Below are 20644 nucleotides of genomic sequence, written 5' to 3'. Positions count from 1 at the left end.
CGCCGGTTCGACCGCGGCGAACTGACTACCGCGCGCCGGAGGCGCGCGACAGGAAGTGAAGCCGCGATTTTTCCCCAAGTTTTTGCCCGAGCGAGCGCGCCGAAGGCGCGCGAGTGACGGTGCAAAAAGTGGGCTTATTGGAAGCCGATACGACCGCTACCGCCGGGCTGGCGCTGCGGGCTGGAGCCGCCCTTGAACTCCTCTTGCATCTGCTCGTAGTAGTCCCGGATGTCGTCGGTAATCGTCGGCCTGACACTCTCCATGGCCTGGCGGAAGTGACGCATCTCGACTTCCTCGGCGTCGTCGGACTCGCGCAGGGCCTCGATGGCCGCCTCGCGGGTGATGGATTCGAGGTCCGAACCGACGAAGCCACTGGAGCGTTCGGCCAGCTCGCGCAGGCTCACGTCGGGGGCCAGCGGCGTGTCGTCGGTGTGGATGCGCAGAATCTGCTCGCGGCCGTCGACGTCGGGCTCGCCGATCATCACCAGACGGTCGAACCGGCCCGAGCGGATGAGCGCGGGGTCTATCATGTCGGGGCGGTTGGTCGCGCCGATGACCATGACGTCCTCCATCTCTTCGAGCCCGTCTAGCTCCGTCAGGAGCTGGTTGACGACCCGTTCCGAGACGTTCGACCCCATCTCGCCGCCCCGGCCCGGTGCCAGGGAGTCGAGCTCGTCGAAGAAGATGATGGTCGGGGCGACCTGCCGCGCCTTGCGGAAGGTCTGGCGGATGGCCTTCTCCGATTCACCGACCCACTTCGAGAGTAGCTGCGGGCCACGCACCGAGATGAAGTTGGCGTCGGTCTCGTTGGCGACGGCCTTGGCCATCAGCGTCTTGCCGGTCCCGGGTGGGCCATAGAGCAACACGCCCGAGGGCGGCGTGACGCCCATGCGCTCGAACTTCTCGGGGGAACTCATCGGCCACTCCACTGCCTCCTGGACCTGCTCTTTGGCCTCGTTGAGGCCGCCGACGCTGTCCCAGGACATCTTCGGCAGCTCGACGAGGACCTCCCGCATCGCCGATGGACTCACCTCGTTGAGCGCGCCCTTGAAGTCCTCCCGCTTGATTATCATCCGGTCGATGAGACTGGGCGGGATGTCCTCCTCGTCTAAGTCTATCTCGGGGAGGTACCGGCGCAGTGCCTTCATCGCGGCCTCCTTGGTCAGACTCTCGATGTCGGCGCCGACGAAGCCGTGGGTGTCGGTCGCCAGCTTCGAGAGGGTGACGTCGTCCGAGAGGGGCATCCCGCGGGTGTGAATCTGGAGGATTTCCTCACGGCCGACCTCGTCCGGCACGCCGATCTCGATCTCGCGGTCGAACCGGCCCGGGCGACGCAGCGCGGGGTCGACGCTGTCGACGCGGTTGGTCGCGGCGATGACGATGACCTGGCCACGGGATTCCAGCCCGTCCATCATCGTCAGGAGCTGGGCGACGACGCGGCGCTCGACTTCGCCGGTGACGTCCTCGCGCTTGGGCGCGATGGAGTCCAGTTCGTCGATGAAGATGATAGCCGGGGACTCCTCGCTCGCGTCCTCGAATATCTCTCGTAGCTGCTGTTCGGACTCGCCGTAGTACTTCGAGATAATCTCCGGTCCGGCGATAGAGAAGAAACTGGCGGAGGTCTCGTTGGCGACCGCTTTCGCAAGCAACGTCTTCCCGGTGCCCGGTGGGCCGTGCAGCAGGACCCCCTGTGGCGGCTCGATGCCGAGTTTCTTGAATATCTGGGGGTGTTTCATCGGCAGTTCGACCATCTCGCGGACCCGCTGAATCTCGTTCTGGAGCCCACCGATGTCCTCGTAGGTGATGCCGCCGCCGGTCTTCTCGAAGCCCGAGATGGGCTCCTCGCGGAGCTCGACTTCGGTGTCCTCGGTGATGAGACAGACGCCCTCTGGCTCGGTCTCGACCGCGATGAGCGGGATGGCCTGGCCGGGCGAGCGCATGAACGGGTGGTTCGTCGAACTCATCACGGGGACGATGTCGCGCTCGACGACCGGCCGTTTCAGAATCTGGCGTTTGACCATGCCAGCGGCGTCGGAGCCAAACTGCACCGACGCCTCCTCGGGCGGGGCGAGGACGAGCTTGTCTGCCTTCTCCGCTTCCGCTTTCCGGATGGTCACGCGTTCGCCGATGCCCACGTCGGCATTCTGCCGAGTGAACCCGTCGATGCGCACCGTATCCGTGTTCCAGTCCTGCCGGTCCGCACGCCACACCTTCGCAGCCGTCGTATCGCTACCCTCGATTTCGATGATATCACCGGGCGAGAGCTTGAGATGCAACAACGTATCGGGGTCAAGACGGGCGATGCCACGACCCGAGTCGTTCGGGTACGCTTTCGCCACTTCTAGTTGCACTTCGTTCATAGAGTGAGACTATGAGAAGGTCCGTCATCCCGGGAGATATGCTTTATGCTACCGGCGGGTGCGACGAGCAGCGACGGGTTTATATGCGTACTGCTATCACACGCCACGTCCACGCCAGATTCGGGCCACCTGGCCACCGTTCGACCGACCGTACTCACCGCCGGCGAAGGTCACGCGACGGTCAGCGACGTTGCGCGCTCGATATCGTTCGCCGTCAGGTCACCCCGGCGCAGAATCCGTGCCTCGCCGACATCGCCGTGGGCGAGCGAGAGGATAGTCGAGGCGCGGGTGGTGCCCTCCGGCTCGCCTCCGAGGATGTAGTCTACCGCGTCGCCGACGTGGTCGGCCGCCAGCTCGACGTCGACCAGGCGGTCGTCGGGCACCGTCCCCGACTGGTTGGCGGAGGTCATCGCGACCGGTCCACCGACCGCTTCGGCCAGCTCGCGCCACACAGGGTTGGCGAGACAGCCGACGCTGACCGTGCCGTCCATCGCGCATCGGTCGTCAAGTGCCGGACTGGCAAGTTCGAGCACCAGGTTCAGCGGCCCCGGCCAGAACGCCTCGGCCAGGGCGTCGACAGTCTCCGGGTCGTCGTGGCGAGCGAAGCGACGCCAGTCGCGCGGGTCCCGGACGAACAGCGTCAGCGGCTTGTGGGTCGGCCGGCCCTTGATAGCGTAGACGCGGTCGATAGCCCCGGGTTGGTCGGGCGCAACCGTCAGCGCCATGTTCGTGTCGCTGGGGGCGACGACGACGCCCCCCTCGCGAACGCAGCGGGCGACGGTCTGAACGTTCTCGGTCGTCGGCGACAGGGCAGGCGAAGACATCCCAGATGTCGAGAATATCCGATTTGCCGATAATTTGCTCTTTCGGTTTCGGAAACCGACGCCGTCTGCCGCCACCGCCGCGTTTGATAAGGCTGGCCACAGAAGCCGCGGTATGGTATTTCTCGTTCCCTTCGACGGCTCGCCACTCGCAGACGCCGCCCTCGACCGCGCGGTCGACTACGCCGCGGCGATGGACACCGACGTGGTGGCTGTCAGTCTGGTCCCGACCGGCGCGGACTACGCCGTTCGCCGCCTGCGTGTCGACCCCAGCGAGGACTTCGCCGCCGAGACCGCCGCGAGCGACCTCCGCCGGAAGATAGAGGAGGCGACCGACGACGCCGAACTCAACTACGAGGACGTCAGCGCCTACTCGGCCAACGAGCTCTCCGAGACCATCCGCCGCGTGGCCCGCGACGTCGAAGCCGACGTCGTGTTCCTCGGCAGCGCCGACACCGACGACGTCGTCGTCCCCATCTCGGAACTCGACGACGCGGACGCCTACGACGTCCACATCGTCCGCCGAACCTAGGAGTTTGAGTGAGCGAGGGTTTGGATAGCCTGACTCCAGCCGTGAACAGCCAGAAAGCCCCGCTTGGCTAAACTCGGGGGGCTCGCTGCGCTCCTCGCCTCCCGCTGGTCGGCTTCGGTGCTTGCTTCGCCCGCCTTCGTTTAGCCAAGCGCCCCTTTCAGACCCACCCAGCCCCTATGACCAACCGGCATGGGTGGGACTGAAAGGGGCCGCACTCTGGACGAACCCCGACGAAGCAAGCACCGCAACGAAGTGAGGAGCGCAGCGAGTCGCGGGAGTCCAGAGTGCGGGGGCTTTCTGGCTGTTTACAGTATTGCTCTCAAAACCTGCGTTGTGGTAGACTTTTCAGCCTATAGAGCGAGATGCAGGTATGCGAACACTCGCCTTCGACGGCCGGATGGGCGCGGCCGGTGACATGATTCTGGGGGCGCTGCTGGCCGCGGGTGCCGACCGCGACGCGCTCGCGCCCGTCGAGCAGGCACTCGACGTCGAGTACGTCGTCTCGACGGTCGACCGGAACGGTATCAGCGCCACTGGCGTCGAGGTTATTCTGACGGACCCGACAACGGATGGCGGGGACGAGGACGACCACGGTCACGAGCACAGCCATAGCGACGAAGCTCACAGTCACGACGGCGACGACCACGACCACAGCCACGACGACCACACCCACGCCGAAGGGCACGGTCCACACCGGAGCTACCCGGAAGTCGTCGACATCGTCGAGGGGATGGCCCTGCCCGAGGCCGTCGAGGCAGATGCGCTCGCCATCTTCGAGATTCTCGGTGAAGCGGAGGCGGCAGTCCACGGCACCGACCTCGGCGAGACCCACTTCCACGAGGTCGGGGCCGACGACGCCATCGCGGACGTGGTCGGGGCGGCGCTGCTGCTCGCGGACCTCGACGTCGAGCGAGTCGTGACGACGCCGCTGTCGGCCGGCGGCGGCACCGTCTCGATGAGCCACGGGACCTACCCCGTGCCGACGCCGGCGGTCGTCGAGATAGCCGAGCGAGCCGACTGGGCGCTGCAGGGCGGTCCCGTCGACACCGAACTGCTGACGCCGACGGGTGCGGCAATCCTCGCCCACGTCGCCGACGGTGTCGACCGGCTCCCGTCGCTGACGGTGGACGGCTCGGGCTACGGCGCCGGAGCACGGGAGTTCGAGGCTCACCCGAACGTCCTGCGGGCGATGGTCGGCGACGGCGCGGGCGGGCTCCGCCGGGACGACATCACCGTCCTCGAGACGAACCTCGACGACGCGCCGCCCGAGGTGCTGGGTGACCTGCAACGCTCGCTGTCGGCAGCGGGAGCGCGCGATGTCTCTATCGTCCCGCTGACGATGAAGAAGTCCCGGCCCGGCCACCTGGTGAAGGTCATCTGCAAGCCCGACGACGCAGACAGGGTCGCCCGTCGGCTCGCCGAGGAGACCGGGACGCTGGGCATCCGGGAGCACGGCGCGGGCCACCGGTGGATAGCCGAGCGGGCCTTCGAGACGGTCACGCTCGAGGTCGACGGCGACAGCTACGAGGTCACCGTGAAGCTAGCCAGCGACACCGACGGCGAGGTGTACGACGTGAGCTGCGAATTCGACGACGCGGCGGCCGTCGCGGACGCATCGGGTCTCGCCGTTCGGGAAGTCATCCGCCGAGCCGAGCGGTCGGTTCGCGAGTAAGAGCGAGCGGACGGCTCGATACAGTCAGCGGTCGGTCGGGTCCGGCCCGCTATCCTCCTGCACCGACTCCTCACCGTGTTCGGCCAGCGCCTCCTCGATGGTGAGTTCGCCGGCCGCGACTCGCCGGGCGAGTTCAGCGTCGATGGCGCGGTTGGTGTCGCTCGCCTCCCGGGAGCGGTCTTTGATGCGCGTGAGTTCGCCGGCCGTCGGCTCGATGTCGCGGCTGGCTATCGCCTCGCCCTCGCGGCGGGCGATGTTGGCCGCCGCCAGCACGTCGCCCATCCCGCGGGCGCCGCTGCCCAGATACGGCGTCGTTCCGGTCTCGTCGACCAGTTCCACGGGGACGTCCTCGATGTCGTCGATGACCCGCGAGCCGACCAGCCGAGCGCCGTCGCCGATACGCACGACCGGGTCGGCGGCGTCCTCGACTTCCCGGCGGACCACCTCGGCGGCCTCGGCGGCGGGCACCTGAAACGCCGCCACGACCGTCTCACCGTGGAGGACGGCGATGCCCGGCCGCTCGCCGGGGTCGATACCGACGACGGTCCGGCCCGACTCACCCCGCAGGGCGTCGATGGCGGCCTCGACCGCCCGGCGGGGGCGTTCGGGGTCGGCCGACACCAGTTCGACGCCGTCGGGAATCTCGACGCGCTCGCCGGCCGCGACGACGGCGACGTCGGTGTCGTCGGGCCACTCCTCGGCCGGCTCGATGGTGGTAAAGTCGACGCCACGGTCGCGTAGCTCCGTGACCACGCCGTGATACAGTTCGAAGTCGTCCGTGGCAACGACTATCACTAGTCGACGTTTGTCGGGTGCGCACTTACGAGTGCTGGCTCGTCGCGCGGCGACCTGTCCGCAGAACTGAAGATTTTTACTTCTGTCAGTCGAACCCTGTCCGTATGCAGCCCGCCTCGGTGGAGCTCGAATCCGACCGAACGAGTGACCCGCTCTTTCCACTCGTTACTGGGCTCTACCTGGCTGTCCTCCTGACACCGCCCGCGGTCTTGCTCGCGATTCAGTTCGGACTGCGTGGCGCGGGTCGCACCTACATGCTGGTCATCGCGACGCTCGCCGTGCTGACGACGGTGGGCTGGCGACTGACCGCTCGGACCGAACGGGCCGCCGAACGGCTGGGGAGTTCCCCTATCCGGTGGCTCCCCGGAACCGTCGGGCTGTGCTACGCGTTCGGTGGCGTGGCCTCGCTCGGTCACCTCGGTGTCGTGAGCCTACTCGCCATGTTCTTCGGTCTCGGCGCGATGGGGCTGGGGTACGCGCTCGGCATGATGGCCCGGACCAGATACACGGACGCGGTGACGGCCGCCACAGAGATACTGTGTGAGTTCGAAGCCGGCTGGCCGGCCGGCGCTCGGCGGCGCGCTATCGTCGCTGCAGTCCCGCTGTTCGTCGTCGGAATGGCCGGGTTCGGGCTTGTGTATCTCGACCAGTTCGGGTGGGCCCTCTGGCCGATACAGATGCTCCTCCCGACCGGGACGTACCTCGTCGCCAACACCGAACCGCGGTCGTACACGGTGACTGCTGCCGGTATCGGGCGGGGGAATCGCGTCGTCAGAAAACTGCTCCCCTGGGACGGGTTCAGCGGCTACACCAGAACTGCGGACGCCCTGGTCCTCCATCGACAGTGGCGGCTGGATATCCGGCTCGCACTCGATGACCTGGACGATGCTGCGTCTGTCGAGCGGGCGATAGCGGAGCATCTCCGCCCGTCGTGACGCCGGCACAGGTGCGAGCGTTTATACCCGAATACGTCCAACCCGTGTCCGTGAGCGACTACGTGCCGACCGGCTGTGGCCCGGTCGACGAGCTACTCGGTGGGGGGCTCGAACGCGGCACCGTCACGCAGGTGTATGGCCCGCCCGCGGCCGGCAAGACGAATCTGGCGCTTTCGTCGGCCATCGAGGTCGCGGCGGCCGGCGACGCCGCCCTCTACATCGACACCGAGGGGCTCTCGCCCGACCGGATGGCCCAGATAGCCCGCGGCCGCGCCGAAGGGACCAGCCAGACCGTCGACGACCTGGCCGGCCGCCTCATCGTCTCGGAAGTGTACGACTACGACGAACAGACCGAAGCAGTCCAGGACGCCGCGGAGTTCGCCCCGGAGGTCGAACTCATCGTGCTGGACAGCGCCACCGGCTTCTATCGCCTGCGCCGCGACGACGACGACGGCGGCGAGACACTGCGGGACGTGGCCCGACAGATTACCCACCTGCTCTCGCTGGCCAGGAAACACGACCTCGCCGTCGTCTTCACCAACCAGGTGTTCACGGACCCCGACAGCGACCGTTCGACGGCGCTGGGCGGACACACCCTCAACCACTGGTCCGGCGCGATCCTCCGACTGGACCGCTTTCGCGGCGGGAACCGCCGTGCGACGCTTGAGAAACACCGCGCGAAACCCGCCGGCGACACCGTCCAGTTCTCGATTACCGACGACGGACTGGCTGGCGAGGAGGCCGTCGAGCCGACGCGATGAGACGGCGAGTGGGGACGACGCTGTCTGTGGAGTCCGAGTTCCGTATCTGATAATCGGGTGTGTGCGTTTTTCACGCCGAACAAGCATTTTCCGGCACGATGAACTACGCCCGGCAACTACAGGCCTTCCTCAGCGGCCTCGTCACGACGGAAGCGCGGGTGGCAGCGACAGTCGTCCTGACACTGGCCGCTGTCGTGACGGCAATCGTCCTCGCGCCGCGAGTCGTCACGGCTGCCCACCGGACGGTGAAGTATCTGGTATTCAGCCACGAGCGGGTACCGGTCGACCCCCCGGAGTTCGACTGGAAGCTTCCCGTGACGGCGCTGGTCCGAACGTTCCAGCTCGCGGTGTTCATCGCGACCGGCCTGGCCGTACTGGTGGTCTGGGGGTTCGTCGACCTCGCGCTGGCAGCAGTCACGGTCATGGCCAGCTGGATTCCGCTGCTCGTCCGCGGGCTCCTCACTATCGGGGTCGTCGGTGGGACGCTGGCCGGTATCGACATGCTCGATACGGCCATCGAGCAGTACGCCGAGGAATCGGACCAGCTGAACCAGCACCAGCAAGGTATCGTCTTCCGTGTCCTGCAGGTCGCAGTCTTGCTCGGGGCCGGCATCGCGGCCCTCTCCGTCTGGGGCATCGGACTCGGGAACCTCCTCGTCGGTGCCGGCTTCCTCGGCATCGTCGTCGGGACGGCTGCCCGGTCGACCATCGGCTCGCTCATCGCCGGGTTCGTGCTGATGTTCGCCCGTCCGTTCGAGATCGGTGACTGGGTCGAAATCAACGACGACGAGGGTATCATCACCGACATCACGATAATCAACACCCGGATGCGCAACGCCGACGGCGAAGAGGTCGTCATCCCGAACGACAACGTTGCAAACGCCACCGTCACCAATAGAACGAGCCTCGAACGGCTGCGGCTGTCCGTCGACGTCGGCGTCGATTACGACGCGGACGTAGAGCGGGCCGAAGCCATCATCGAGGAGGTACTCGGCGACGTCAAACACGTGCTCTCGAACCCGACCCCGCAGGTGGTTCCCAAGTCGCTGGGGGACTCGGCTGTGGTCCTCGAGTGCCGGTTCTGGATCGACCACCCGAGCGCCGCGAAGCGAGCGATGACGACGGCCGCAGTGGTCCGGGAGGTCAAGCAGGCCCTCGAGGAGAACGGCGTCAAGATTCCGTTCCCACAGCGGGAACTCACGGGCCGCGGGGAGTCGGGCGGCTTCCAGGTCGCGCAGGGCGAGGCCGGAGCGGCCCGCCCCCCGGCAGAGGGCATCGAGCAGTCGAACGGACAGTAGGTGCGGGCCAGGGCGGTCACGGCCACCCCGAGCTGGCGGCCGGCGCGTGTCACAACGGTCACGGGGTTCCGAGCGGGCGGTCGGCGCGCGCTGTCGCGCCCTGCGTGGCGCGACGGCACTGTGCGAGGGATGAGTAGCGCAGGCGAGTATCGCGAGCCGAGCAACGCAGTCGGCTGGGGAGGGTGTGGCTGTCGCCGGGAATGTGCGGCGAGCGGAGCGAGCCGTTTCCCCGGAATCGCGCGCTGCCGCGCGATTCCGGCCTTTTTCATGAACGTTTTTCGAGGAGTGATTCGCGCGGAGCGCGAACCCGACGATGAAAAAGGTTCAGTAGATGAGCGCGTCGTCGTTCTCTATCATGTACAGCGTGCGGGCGGCGATGTTGACCGCGTGGTCGCCCACGCGTTCGATGTCCCGAATCGTCAGCAGGAGCCGCGAGACGTCGGCCATCAGTTGTTCGATGTCCGAGTCGCTGGAGTCGGCGTCGATCTCGCGCTCGATGAGGTCCCGGACGACAGTCTCGGAGGCCGCTTCACAGCGCTCGTCGACCTCGTCGTCGGTCTCGCTGATGGTGTAACACAGCTCGGGGTCTTCCCGGTCGTAGGCGTCCATCGCCTGCTCGACCATCTCGATGACGACCTCGGCGACCTCCTGGATGTCGACCTCCGGGAAGACATCGCGTTCGGCCTCCAGAGAGTACTCCCCGAGGTTCGTCGCCAGGTCGCCGATGCGTTCGAGGTCGGTGATGATCTTGAACGAGGCGGCGATAAAGCGCAGGTCCGAGGCGACGGGCTGTTGGAGCGCCAGCAGGTCGATACAGTCCTGTTCGAGGTCGAGATACAGCTGGTTGATCTCGTCGTCGCCGTCGATGACCTCCCAGGCGAGGTCCTCGTCTTTCTGTTCGATAGCCGACAGCCCCAGCCGCAGTCGGTCCAGAACGAGTTCGGACATGTAGAGGACGTCCTCCCGAAGCGACTCCAGCAGTTCCTGATAGGATTCGCGTGGCATTGTCCGCTCTCACTTGGCTGGCCGTATCAGCTTTTCCATTGGGTTAATAAAGTCCTCTTGTGGGATATATTGACATTCGGGGGCCAATCGACCGGCGACGGGCACCGACAGTCGAAGGGCCAGAAGTGACGCCGGAGAGAGCGACGAACGGCCGAGGGTGGTGCGGACAGGGAGCATACGGCGAGCGGAGCGAGCCGTTTCACTTCACGCGACCGAAGGGAGCGTGAAGGAAGTTTTTAGCGTAGATTTTTGCAAGTGGGGGTGCCCGCAGCGAGCACCGCGAGCGAGGACACCCCCCGCAGTAAAAAGGTACTCTCAATAGATGAGCCCGGCGTCGTTTTCGACCATGTACAGCGTGCGGGCGGCGATGTTGACGGCGTGGTCGCCGGCGCGTTCGAGGTCCCTGACGGTGAGCAGATACCGTCTGGTGTCGGCAAGCGTCGGGGCCACGTCGTCGTCCGGGGTGTGGTTGACCAGCGAGCGCACGAGGTCGTTCGTGGCGGCGCCACAGCGCTCGTCGAGGTCGGTGTCGGCGGCGGCGACGTCGCGACAGCGCTGGGCGTCGCCGGTCTCGTAGGCGGCGATAGCGTCCCTGAGCTGGGCCAGCGTCATCTCGCCGATGTCGGTGATGGGGACCGACGGGACGGTGTCGCCGGCCATCGCATCGACGTAGCCGCCGAGGTTGGCGGCCAGGTCGCCGACGCGCTCGAGGTCGGTCAGAATCTTGAACGAGGCGACGACGAGCCGGAGGTCCGACGCCACGGGCTGGTGGAGCGCCAGCAGGTCGATACACTCCGCTTCGAGGTCCAGATACCGCTCGTTTATCTCGCCGTCGGCGTCGGCGACGGCCCGCCCCGCTTCGGGGTCGCGCTGTTCGTACGCGGTGACCGCCCGGTCGAGCCGTTCGGTGACGTCCCGGCCCATCGCACAGACGTCGGTCCGCAGGGCGTCGAGGCGTGCCTCGAACGTGTCACGCGGCATGTGCGAGTGTAGTGTGGGTGTAGCGTTCCAAAGAGGTGTCGACTATCTTGAGTCAGCGAGAGAATCCCGGCTTTCAGGCCGGGTGTGAATCGCGTACACTCCGATGAGAAACCACGTGTTACTGCTGGTCTTGAGTCTCCAGCGAGGCTGACTGAATTCTACTTTCACTGTGGATGGCTGACGTTCAAGTCCGAAGCGAACGTGGCCAGGACTGGCTGATGAAGCGCACCAACACGTTCGCCGTGCGACCCCTCTCCGACGATGGAGAGCAGGTGCTACGGAAACTGTTGGACGCTTCCGCCGCTCTCTGGAACGAGATAAATTACCAGCGCCTTATGCGGTACAACAAGGAAGACGGTTTCGAGGGCGACGTGTGGGATGCCGATACAGGCTGCCTCGAAGGCAAGTACAAAGGCGTTCTCGGTGCGTCCACTGCCCAACAGGTGATACAGAAGAATAGCGAAGCGTGGGAGTCGTTTTTCACGCTCAAAGACAAGTATCACGATGAGTCTAATAGGTCGGTCACGGAACACCCGGAACCGCCGGGATTCCGTGGTCTTGGAAATCGGAGATTTCCAATGGTCGGCGAATCGTAGATTCGCCTCGACAACGAGGACGACGGACGTGTCCTCAAAGGCGTCGTCCGAAAGGACGCATACACTGTCGAATGGGGTGACCGCTCCCGACTTGAGATTGTTGTCGGTGAAAACTTGCGAGACGACCACAACAGCCCGAAAAGTCGTCTCCGATTGGAAATCGTTGGTGACCCGAACTGGCCTGACTACGAGGACCAAGGCCGCCTCGAACTGTGGTATGACGAGACTGATAGCACCTTCCGAGCTTCGCAACCCGTGACTATTACTGATGCACGGGACACTCCACTGGCTGACGAGAAGGCCGCTCTGGATATTGGTGCGAACAATCTCATTGCCTGTACCACCACGACTGGCGAGCAATATCTGTACGAAGGCCATAAGTTGTTCCAGCGATTCCGCGAGACGACGAGAGAAATTGCCCGATTACAGTCCAAACTTGAAGAAGGCCGATACAGTAGCGAGCGTATCCGGCGACTGTACCGCAAGCGGACCCGTCGCCGCGATCACGCGCAAGAGGCACTGTGTCGTGACCTGCTAGACCGACTGTACGCCGAGGGCGTGGACATGGTGTATATCGGTGGCTTGACCGACGTGCTGGAGACGCACTGGTCGGTCGAAACGAACGCCAAGACCCACAACTTCTGGTCGTTCAAGAAATTCACCGAGCGGCTGGTTTGTACTGCCGAGGAATACGGTATCTCGGTCGAAGTGCGGTCTGAAGCGTGGACCAGCCAAGAGTGTCCACAGTGCGGTTCGACAGACCGGACGACACGGCACCAAGACACGCTCACCTGTCCCTGCGGGTTCAAAGGGCACGCTGACATCACAGCCTCAGAGACGTTCCTGAGACGGCACGCAGAACAGGCAGTCAGGCCGATGGCACGGCCCGTGCGGTTCGAGTGGGACGACCACACCTGGTCGGAGTTATCACACTCTCCCGAGAGGGCAAGTCCCAAAGAACAGCGCACAGACCCGAGTACCGTCCACAGTGACGGGAATGTTGCCTCTAGGGACTGTCAGACCGACTGAGATTCCCACGGAGGAAACCGCGCGGGTCACCGCGCGGAGGATGTCATTCGTTCCAGAACGCCCCGGTGAAGATGACGAAGACGGGGATTATCTCCAGGCGGCCGAACCACATCAGGAATATCATCAGGAGCTTGCTGGTCGACGGGAAGTCGAGGTAGCTCCCGAAGGGGCCCAGAAAGCCGAAACCGGGACCGATGTTACCGATAGTCGCCAGGCTCGCGCTGGCCGCTTCCAGCACTGTGATTTCGAGCCCGACGCGCCCGGCGTCGAGTGCCAGGAGGACAGTCGCGAGGCCGAACACGAGGATATACAGCATCGTGAACCCGTAGATAGCCTGGACGACGTCCTCGTCGATGACGGTGCCACCCAGCCGGACCGGTTTGACGGCGCTCGGATGCGCGGTCGTGAAGAGCTGGCGGCGGATGCCCTTGAAAACGACGAGCCAGCGGACTATCTTGATGCCCCCACCGGTCGAACCGGCGGAGCCGCCGATGAACATCGCCAGCAAGAGGACGACCTTGGCGGTGTCGCCCCACTGGGCGAAGTCACTGGTCGCGTAGCCAGTGGAGTTCAGCAGCGAGGCAATCTGGAACGTGGCCTGCCGCAGGGAATTCTCGAGGGCACCCTGTGTCGCCCCGCCGATGTCGAGCGGGGGCGCCGACCCGGTAAACAGCAGTCCCCAGAGGATGAGCGCGAGGCCGGCGTTCGCGCCGAGGTAGACCTGGAACTCGCGGTCTTCCAGCACCGCGGCGTACTCGTCACGCAGCAGGAAGAAAAACAGCGCGAAGTTGGTCCCGGCGACGAGGATGAAGGGGATGATGACCCACTGGACTGCCGGTGAGAACGCCGCGATGCTCTCCGATTGCGGGGAGAACCCACCCGTCGGGAGCGTCGAGAACCCGTGGGCGATGGCGTTGTAGACGTTCATATTCGGCGCCAGGCCGGCGTAGTGGAGCGCGACCAGGAGGGCCATCAGCAGGACCGTAAAGCCGAGATAGAAGAGCCAGAGCAGGCGTGCGGTCTCGGCGATTTTCGGGGTGAGCTTCTGTAGCTCCGGGCCGGGGGCCTCCGAATCGATGAGCTGGGCGCCGTTGACCGCCGCTTCGGGGAGGATGGCGACCATCAGGACGATGATACCCATCCCGCCCAGCCACTGGCTGAGCTGGCGCCACATGAGGATGGCGTGGGAGTGGCGGTCCAGCGAGATTTCACCGAGCACTGTTGCCCCTGTAGTAGTAAAACCGGAGGTGGACTCGAACAGGGCGTTGATGGGGTGGCGCAACGTCGACTCGGTGCCGTAGCCCGCGATAACGTACGGGATGGCGCCGATGATGGCGACGGCGCCCCACGAGAGCGCGACCAGCAGCAGGGCCTCTCGTGGACCCAGCTCGGGGTCGTCGTCGAGTCGCTCCAGCGCGACGCCGACGGCGACCGTGATGACGATAGAGGCGAGGAACGTGAGGATGTCGTCGCCGTAGACGATACTCACCGCGAGGGGAATCAGCATCGCGACGGCGAGATACTTGATGACTGTGCCGGTAAACGCGACGGCTTGTCGCCAGTCGACGCGGACCGACATCACCGACCACCGTGCATTGACGTAGGCTCTCACCCCGACCACGAAAAATCCCCCGCTATGTAGTTCGGAACGAAACTACCGGCACGTGCGGGGTTACAGCTTGCTGCTGGCTGATTCCAGCACATCGGTGTCGACGAAGACGACGACGTGGTCCCCGCGCTCGACGACGGTGTCACCGCGGGGGATGACCCGCTCGCCGTTCCGAGTTATCGCCCCGATGACGACGCCGTCCGGGAGCTCCGCCACCGACTCACGGATGGGGCGGTCGACCAGCACGCTGTCGCCGTCGACCTCGATTTCGAGGACTTCCGCGCGGTCGGACTCGATGATGGCGACGTTCTCGGCCTGGTGTTCGCGGGTGAAACGGGTTATCTCCTCGGCGGTGGCCTCGCGGGGGTTGACCGCCACGTCGACACCGACCGCCTCGAACAGTTTGACGTACTCCCCCGAGTCGACGACGGCGACGGCCCGCTCGGCGCCCAGGCGCTTGGCCAGCAGGCTCGCGAGCAGGTTCTTCTCGTCGTTGTCCAGCGCCGCCACGACGACGTCGACGTCCTCGACGTGTTCGGTCTTGAGGAACTCCCGGTCGGTCGCGTCGCTCTCGAGGACGGTCGTCCCAGGGAGCGCCTCGGCTATCTCGCGGGCCCGGTCGTGGTCACGCTCGATGAGGCGCGGTTTGAGGCCGCGCTCGCCCAGCAGTCGGGCGGTGTGGTAGCCGATGTCGCTGCCACCGACGACGAGCACGTCGCGGGCCCCCTGGACGTCGGGGGCAATCTCCTCGGCGAAGGTGTGGACGCTCTCGGAGCTACCGATGACGACCACGTCGTCGCCGGGTCGCAGCTCCGTCTCCCCGGTCGGGATAACGACGTCGTCGTCGCGGATGAGCGCCGCGAACGTGAGCGACTCGTAGCGGTCGGCCTCCCGGACGGTCTGGCCGGCGATGGGGCTCGCCTCGGGTATCTCGAACTCGGCCATCTGGACGGCGCCCTCGGCGAACGTCTCCACGTCCTGGGCTGCGGGCATCCCGACGACCCGCGTGATGCTCTCGGCCGTCAGCAGGTTCGTCGCGACCATGTGGTCGACGCCGAAGGCCCGCTGTGACCCCTGCCAGGTGCGCAGGAACTTCGCGCTCTTGACCCGGGAGATGGTGAACACGTCCGTCACCGTGTTGGCGGTCCCACAGGTGACGATGTTCGTCTCGTCGTCGTCGGTACTGGCGATGAGGATATCGGCCTTCTGGATGTTGGCGTCCCTGAGCGTCTCCAGGTCCGCACCGTCACCCTCGACGCCAAGGACGTCCGTCGCGTACACCAGTTCCTCGACTCGCTGGCCGTCGATATCGATGACGGCGACCTCGTGAGCGTCTGCGAGGCTGGCCGCGATACTCGACCCGACCTCACCGGCGCCCACGATTACGACGTACATCGGCGCCCCTCCGGCGTAGACATATCCCGTCCGTTCAGTCGGCCCGGACAAGTGTATTTCCATCTCACAACAGTGTTCGGCCGACTGGGCCCCCTCGCGTGTCTCTGGATGGGCGACACGACCGCCGGCCCACCGTGGTGGTGGATACACACTCTTAACAGAGTGCACACAGAGTGGGGAGTATGAGCAGTGATTCCGAGGCGGACCAGCGGGGCCTCCTCGACCACGTCCTCCTCCCGGTGGCCAACGAGGCCGACGCGCTGGCCACTGCGAGAGGGCTGGCACCGTACGACCCGGACCACGTCACCGCGCTCCACGTCGTGGAGAAAGGGGAAGGCGTCCCCGACAAGACGCCGGTCGAGCAGTCCGAGGAACTGGCCGAGGAATCGTACGCGGCGGTTCGGTCGGTCTTCCCCGACGCCGACGAACACACCGCCTACGACCGCCACGTCGTCGAGGCCATCTTCGAGGCCGCAGACGACGTCGGTGCCTCCGCCATCGCCTTCCACGCCCGCGGTGGCAGCCGGCTCCTGCAGTTCCTCTCCGGCGACATCACCCTGAAACTGGTCACGAACGCCGATATCCCGGTACTCGCACTCCCGGACGAGGACAGCGATGAGTGACGAGGAACTCGCGAAAGACCTCGGTCCCCTCGCGGCACTGACCATCGGCGTCGGGACGATGATCGGCGCCGGCATCTTCGTCCTGCCCGGTGAGGCCATCCTCAAGGCCGGCTCGATGGCGTCTGTCGCGTTCGTTCTCGGTGGTGTCATCGCCATGTTCACCGCGCTGTCGGCCAGCGAGCTGGGGACAGCGATGCCCAAATCCGGCGGGGCGTACTACTACGTCAACCACGCGCTGGGCCCACTCTTTGGCTCGGTCGCCGGCTGGGCCAACTGGCTCGGGCTGGCCTTCGCCAGCGCCTTCTATATGGTTGGATTCGGTCGGTATATCGCCCGCATCTTCGGCCTCTCTGGCTCGGTCGGCCTCGGGCCGGTGTCGATGTCCGTGGTCAAAATCGTCGCGCTGGTCGGCGCGGCCTTCTTCGTGCTCATAAACTACGTCGGCGCGAAGGAGACCGGACGGCTCCAGAACGTCATCGTCGTCATCCTCGTGGGTATCCTCGCAGTGTTCACGCTGCTGGGGACACTCCGGGCCGAGCCCGGGAACCTCCCGCCGGCCAGCGACGTGGTCACGACGCTGGAGACGACCGGCCTCATCTTCGTCTCGTATCTGGGCTTCGTCCAGATTACCAGCGTCGCAGAGGAGATCAAAGACCCCGGCAAGAACCTCCCGCGGGCGGTCATCGGCAGCGTCGTCATCGTGACGGTCATCTACGCCCTGGTGCTGGTGCTGATGAGCGCCGCGGTGCCGGAGGGCTTTATCGCGGACGTCATCACGAGTGACCAGGAGAACCCCATCGCCGTCGTCGAGGTCGGCCAGTATCTCCAGGGGGCGCTGATGGGCGGTGCACTGCTGTTCGGTGGGCTGCTGGCGACGGCCTCCAGCGCGAACGCCTCCATCCTCGCCTCCTCGCGAATCAACTTCGCGATGGGCCGTGACCGCATCGTCACGCCCGCGCTCAACGAGATTCACGACCGCTTCGGGACGCCGTACCGCGCTATCGCCATCACGGGCGGACTCATCCTCCTCTTTATCATGGTCGGCGACCTGACCCTGCTGTCAGGTGCCGCATCGGGGCTGCACCTCATCATCTACGGCCTGCTGAACCTCGCGCTCATCGTGATGCGCTACGTCGCCCCCGAAGAGTACCAGCCAGACTTCACCGTCCCGCTGTACCCGCTCATGCCGATTCTGGGCGCTATCCTCTCTTTCGCGCTGCTGGTGTTCGTCGCCACCGACGCCCTCCTGCTCACATTCGGCATCGCGGCGGCGGCGGTCGTGTGGTATCTGCTGTACGCCCGCTCGCGCACCGAGAAACAGGGTATCCTCTCGAAGCACATCGTCGAACGCTCCGAGGACATGCCCGACGCAGCCGTCAGCGCCGCCGCGGGCGTCCAGCCTGACGGCGGGCAGTACCGCGTGATGGTGCCGCTCGCGAACCCGGAAAACGAGCAGGAACTCATCACGCTCGCCAGCGCCATCGCGAAACAGCGCGGGGGGACCGTCGTCGCGACCCACATCGTGACTGTCCCCGACCAGACGGCGCTTGCGGGTGCGGCCGAACGAGCCGACGAGCTCGACGCTACCTCCGAGCGACTGCTCGAGAGCGCTCGCGAGGACGCCGAGACGTTCGGCGTCGAGGTCGAGACCCACACCATCATCTCCCACAAGTCCTTCGAGGCCATCTTCGACGCCGCACGCACCCACAACGTGGACCAGGTCGTGATGGGATGGGGGCCGGACTCGCACGGCTCGCCCGGCCGGGCCGAGTCGGCTATCGACGAACTCACCGAGGCTGTCCCGTGTGACTTCCTCGTCCTCCGGGACCGTGGCTTCGACCCCTCGCGCATCTTGCTACCGACCGCCGGCGGCCCCGACTCCGAGCTATCGGCAGCTATCGCGAAACTGCTCCAGGCCGAGTACGACTCGGAGGTGACGCTGCTGAACGTCGCCGACGACGAGGCAAACGCCCAGCAGTTCCTCCAGGAGTGGGCGGTCGAACACGGGCTCGAAGACGCCAGCCTCCGCATCGAGTCGGGCGACGTCGAGACGGCCATCGAGACGGCCGCCGAGGACGCGACGATGCTCATCATCGGTGCCACCGAAGAGGGGCTCCTCCGTCGGCTCGTCTCCAGTTCGCTCGTGCTGGACGTCGTCGACGACGTGGACTGTTCGGTGCTGCTCGCGGAGAAACACCGCGACCGCGGCCTGCTCGAACGGCTGTTCTAAGCGGGACGGGTTTCGAACGCACGACGTCGGCGACGACGCGCCGTCCGGGACACGCCGGACAGACGGTCGGTACCCCAGCACGGACAGCGGGAATCATTTTTACCTATCGCCGAGGAACGTGGGGGTAATCGACCATGGTGGACCTACCCGACCAGTTATCCGATATCCAGCTCTCTCGACGGGACCGTCTCGTCGCGTACTACCTCACCGGCCTGGTACTGCTGGTCCTCGCCTACACCGTCACCTACAACCTCGCGCTGGCACAGCTCGAGGGGGTCGACCAGTCGATATTCGCGTCCTTCGAGTTCATCGTCCAGACGATGACCACGACCGGTTACGGCCAGGACTCGGGTATCTGGACCCACCCGCTGATGTTCCTCTTCGTCGCCGGGACGCAGATTTCCGGTATCGCGCTCGGTTTCTTCACGCTCCGGCTCATCATCATCCCGCTGTTTACGGGGGCCGAAGTCAACCTGGACAACCGACTCACCCCGAAGCAAGACCACGTCATCATCTGTGAGTACCGGCGTGACTCGGCCGTGCTCTTGGACGAGTTACGGGAGCTCGGTATCGACTACGTCCTCATCTCGTCGTCCGAAGAGAACGCCAAGGACCTCGCCGACGACGGCTACTCCGTCATCGACGGCTCGCCACAGGACGCGACGGCGTTCGAACGAGCCAGCATCGACTCGGCACGGGCGGTTATCACGGACGCCGGCGACGCGAACGTCAACACGATTCTGACGGTTCGGTCGGTAGACCCCGACATCGAAATCATCACGCTCACCGACGACAGCGATATGCGGGACGTCCTGCTCGAAACGGGCGCGGATAGCGTCCTCTCGCCCCACGGTGTGCTCGGCCAGCGCCTCGCCGAGAAGGCCGTCTCCTCGTTCAGTTCGGAGCTGACCGACACCATCGACCTCGGCGGCGAGCTGGAGGTCACGGAAGTACCGATTCAGCAGGGGAACCCGCTCATCGGGACCCGAATCCGCAACTCCAACATCAGGGAAAAGACGGGCGCGAACATCATCGGTGCGTGGATCGACGGCGAACTCCAGCTCCCGCCCGACCCGGACGCGATTATCCGGTCGAACACGGTGTTGCTCGTCTCCGGCGCACACGACGCCCTGGAGGCGTTCAGTGACTTCATCCAGCCGGCCCGCACACTCCGCAGACACGAGCGCATCGTCATCGCCGGGCAGGGCGAGGTCGGTGAGGCCGCACTGGAGGTCGTCTCCGAGGCGGGGCTCGACGTCGTGACCATCGACGTCGAAGACGGCGAGGACGTCGATATCGTCGGTGATGCGGGGTCAGAGGAGGTACTGGAAGAAGCCGGAGTCGAAACCGCCGGTGCAATCATCGTCGGCCTGCCCGACGACTCGGCCTCGCTCCTGACGACCGTGCTGGCGCGGTCACTGAACCCCGATATCGAGATACTCGCACGGGTTAGCGACACCGACGCGACACGGAAGGCGCTGAGTGCCGGGGCGGACTACGTCCTCTCGGTCCCCCAGGTGAGCGCCCGGATGGTCGCCATGGAGCTCCGGGGCGAGGACGTCCTCGCGCCAGCGAGCCAGATACGGTTGCTCCGCGTGCCCGCGACACCGCTTTCGGGGTCGACACTCGCCGGGTCGGGTATCTACGAGAAGACCGGCTGTCGCGTCATCGCCGTCGAAGACGAGTCCGGGTTCACCAGCACGGTCGACCCCCAGCGGCGGTTCACCGGGGACGAGCGAATCGTCCTCGTCGGCTCCGACGAGGCGGTCCAGCAGTTCAGGAAACAGTTCGACGTCACCCCGATGGAGCCGGAAGCCTGACGGGCTGAATTCCGGACACACGGAGGGCCAGTGACTCGCCCCGACGTCGAAGACGGCGGCAGGTCGAAAAGCGACGACCCGCCGCCACAGTTCCGCACCGACGGTCGCCTGTGCCGTACCCGATTATTAATCTATGAAATGTGGACGCGACGCTTAAGACCCGCATCATAGATACTCCCAGT

15 protein-coding genes and 1 pseudogene are annotated in these 20644 nt (G+C 65.5%); 9 read left to right on the top strand and 7 right to left on the bottom strand.

Annotated features, from left to right (window positions below):
* Nucleotides 1-134: 134 nt before the first annotated feature.
* Both EGD98_RS14960 and EGD98_RS14955 read right to left on the bottom strand, forming a co-directional pair.
* Nucleotides 135-2360: a CDC48 family AAA ATPase gene (locus tag EGD98_RS14960; RefSeq protein ID WP_220589164.1), complete on the bottom strand. Its 2226-nt coding sequence runs from the start codon at nt 2358-2360 to the stop codon at nt 135-137.
* 170 nt (nt 2361-2530) lie between these two features.
* Nucleotides 2531-3184 (bottom strand): L-threonylcarbamoyladenylate synthase, encoded by a 654-nt coding sequence (locus tag EGD98_RS14955; RefSeq protein WP_220589163.1) that lies wholly within the window; start codon nt 3182-3184, stop codon nt 2531-2533.
* Nucleotides 3185-3296: 112 nt separating this feature from the next.
* Here EGD98_RS14955 and EGD98_RS14950 point away from each other — a divergent pair, with 112 nt between their 5' ends.
* On the top strand, nt 3297-3713 hold the full coding sequence (locus EGD98_RS14950) for a universal stress protein (RefSeq protein WP_220589162.1): 417 nt from the start codon (nt 3297-3299) through the stop codon (nt 3711-3713).
* A gap of 370 nt (nt 3714-4083) precedes the next feature.
* Nucleotides 4084-5385 carry a nickel pincer cofactor biosynthesis protein LarC gene (gene larC / locus EGD98_RS14945; RefSeq protein WP_220589161.1) on the top strand — a complete coding sequence of 434 codons (1302 nt, stop codon included), beginning with the start codon at nt 4084-4086 and terminating at the stop codon, nt 5383-5385.
* 24 nt (nt 5386-5409) lie between these two features.
* Here larC and EGD98_RS14940 read toward each other — a convergent pair whose 3' ends face one another.
* Nucleotides 5410-6180 (bottom strand): hypothetical protein, encoded by a 771-nt coding sequence (locus EGD98_RS14940; protein ID WP_220589160.1) that lies wholly within the window; start codon nt 6178-6180, stop codon nt 5410-5412.
* A gap of 104 nt (nt 6181-6284) precedes the next feature.
* Here EGD98_RS14940 and EGD98_RS14935 point away from each other — a divergent pair, with 104 nt between their 5' ends.
* The 3 genes from EGD98_RS14935 (at nt 6285) to EGD98_RS14925 (ending at nt 9174) form a co-directional block, all read left to right on the top strand.
* Complete coding sequence (locus EGD98_RS14935) at nt 6285-7115, top strand: hypothetical protein (RefSeq protein WP_220589159.1); 831 nt, start codon at nt 6285-6287, stop codon at nt 7113-7115.
* Between the two features lie 50 nt (nt 7116-7165).
* Entirely contained in the window at nt 7166-7876 is a 711-nt protein-coding gene (gene radB / locus EGD98_RS14930) for a DNA repair and recombination protein RadB (RefSeq protein WP_220589158.1), read from the top strand.
* Nucleotides 7877-7974: 98 nt separating this feature from the next.
* Nucleotides 7975-9174 (top strand): mechanosensitive ion channel family protein, encoded by a 1200-nt coding sequence (locus tag EGD98_RS14925; RefSeq protein ID WP_220589157.1) that lies wholly within the window; start codon nt 7975-7977, stop codon nt 9172-9174.
* Nucleotides 9175-9498: 324 nt separating this feature from the next.
* Here EGD98_RS14925 and phoU (EGD98_RS14920) read toward each other — a convergent pair whose 3' ends face one another.
* Together phoU (EGD98_RS14920) and phoU (EGD98_RS14915) are read right to left on the bottom strand one after the other, a co-directional pair.
* Entirely contained in the window at nt 9499-10179 is a 681-nt protein-coding gene (phoU, locus tag EGD98_RS14920) for a phosphate signaling complex protein PhoU (protein ID WP_220589156.1), read from the bottom strand.
* A gap of 315 nt (nt 10180-10494) precedes the next feature.
* Nucleotides 10495-11160 (bottom strand): phosphate signaling complex protein PhoU, encoded by a 666-nt coding sequence (phoU, locus tag EGD98_RS14915; protein ID WP_220589155.1) that lies wholly within the window; start codon nt 11158-11160, stop codon nt 10495-10497.
* Nucleotides 11161-11378: 218 nt separating this feature from the next.
* Between phoU (EGD98_RS14915) and EGD98_RS14910 the strand changes: the two are divergent.
* Nucleotides 11379-12785 (top strand): annotated as a pseudogene (locus EGD98_RS14910) (RNA-guided endonuclease InsQ/TnpB family protein).
* A gap of 43 nt (nt 12786-12828) precedes the next feature.
* Here EGD98_RS14910 and EGD98_RS14905 read toward each other — a convergent pair.
* Both EGD98_RS14905 and trkA read right to left on the bottom strand, forming a co-directional pair.
* Nucleotides 12829-14364, bottom strand: a complete 1536-nt coding sequence (locus EGD98_RS14905; protein WP_220589154.1) for a TrkH family potassium uptake protein — start codon at nt 14362-14364, stop codon at nt 12829-12831.
* Between the two features lie 93 nt (nt 14365-14457).
* Nucleotides 14458-15789 carry a Trk system potassium transporter TrkA gene (trkA, locus tag EGD98_RS14900; RefSeq protein WP_220589153.1) on the bottom strand — a complete coding sequence of 444 codons (1332 nt, stop codon included), beginning with the start codon at nt 15787-15789 and terminating at the stop codon, nt 14458-14460.
* A 182-nt stretch (nt 15790-15971) separates the two neighbouring features.
* Between trkA and EGD98_RS14895 the strand changes: the two genes are divergently transcribed.
* From EGD98_RS14895 to EGD98_RS14885, 3 genes are all read left to right on the top strand, one after another.
* Nucleotides 15972-16412 (top strand): universal stress protein, encoded by a 441-nt coding sequence (locus EGD98_RS14895; RefSeq protein ID WP_220589152.1) that lies wholly within the window; start codon nt 15972-15974, stop codon nt 16410-16412.
* The gene (locus EGD98_RS14890) at nt 16405-18642 is read left to right on the top strand and encodes an amino acid permease (protein ID WP_220589151.1); all 2238 of its coding nucleotides are present in this window, start codon (nt 16405-16407) and stop codon (nt 18640-18642) included. Before EGD98_RS14895 ends, EGD98_RS14890 begins: the two co-directional genes overlap by 8 nt.
* 134 nt (nt 18643-18776) lie before the next feature.
* The gene (locus EGD98_RS14885) at nt 18777-20462 is read left to right on the top strand and encodes an NAD-binding protein (protein ID WP_220589150.1); all 1686 of its coding nucleotides are present in this window, start codon (nt 18777-18779) and stop codon (nt 20460-20462) included.
* The last annotated feature ends 182 nt before the right edge of the window (nt 20463-20644 follow it).

The sequence above is a fragment of the Haloarcula salinisoli genome (assembly GCF_019599405.1).
GTDB classification, from domain to species: domain Archaea; phylum Halobacteriota; class Halobacteria; order Halobacteriales; family Haloarculaceae; genus Haloarcula; species Haloarcula salinisoli.
This window is presented reverse-complemented; position numbering and strand designations above follow the sequence as displayed.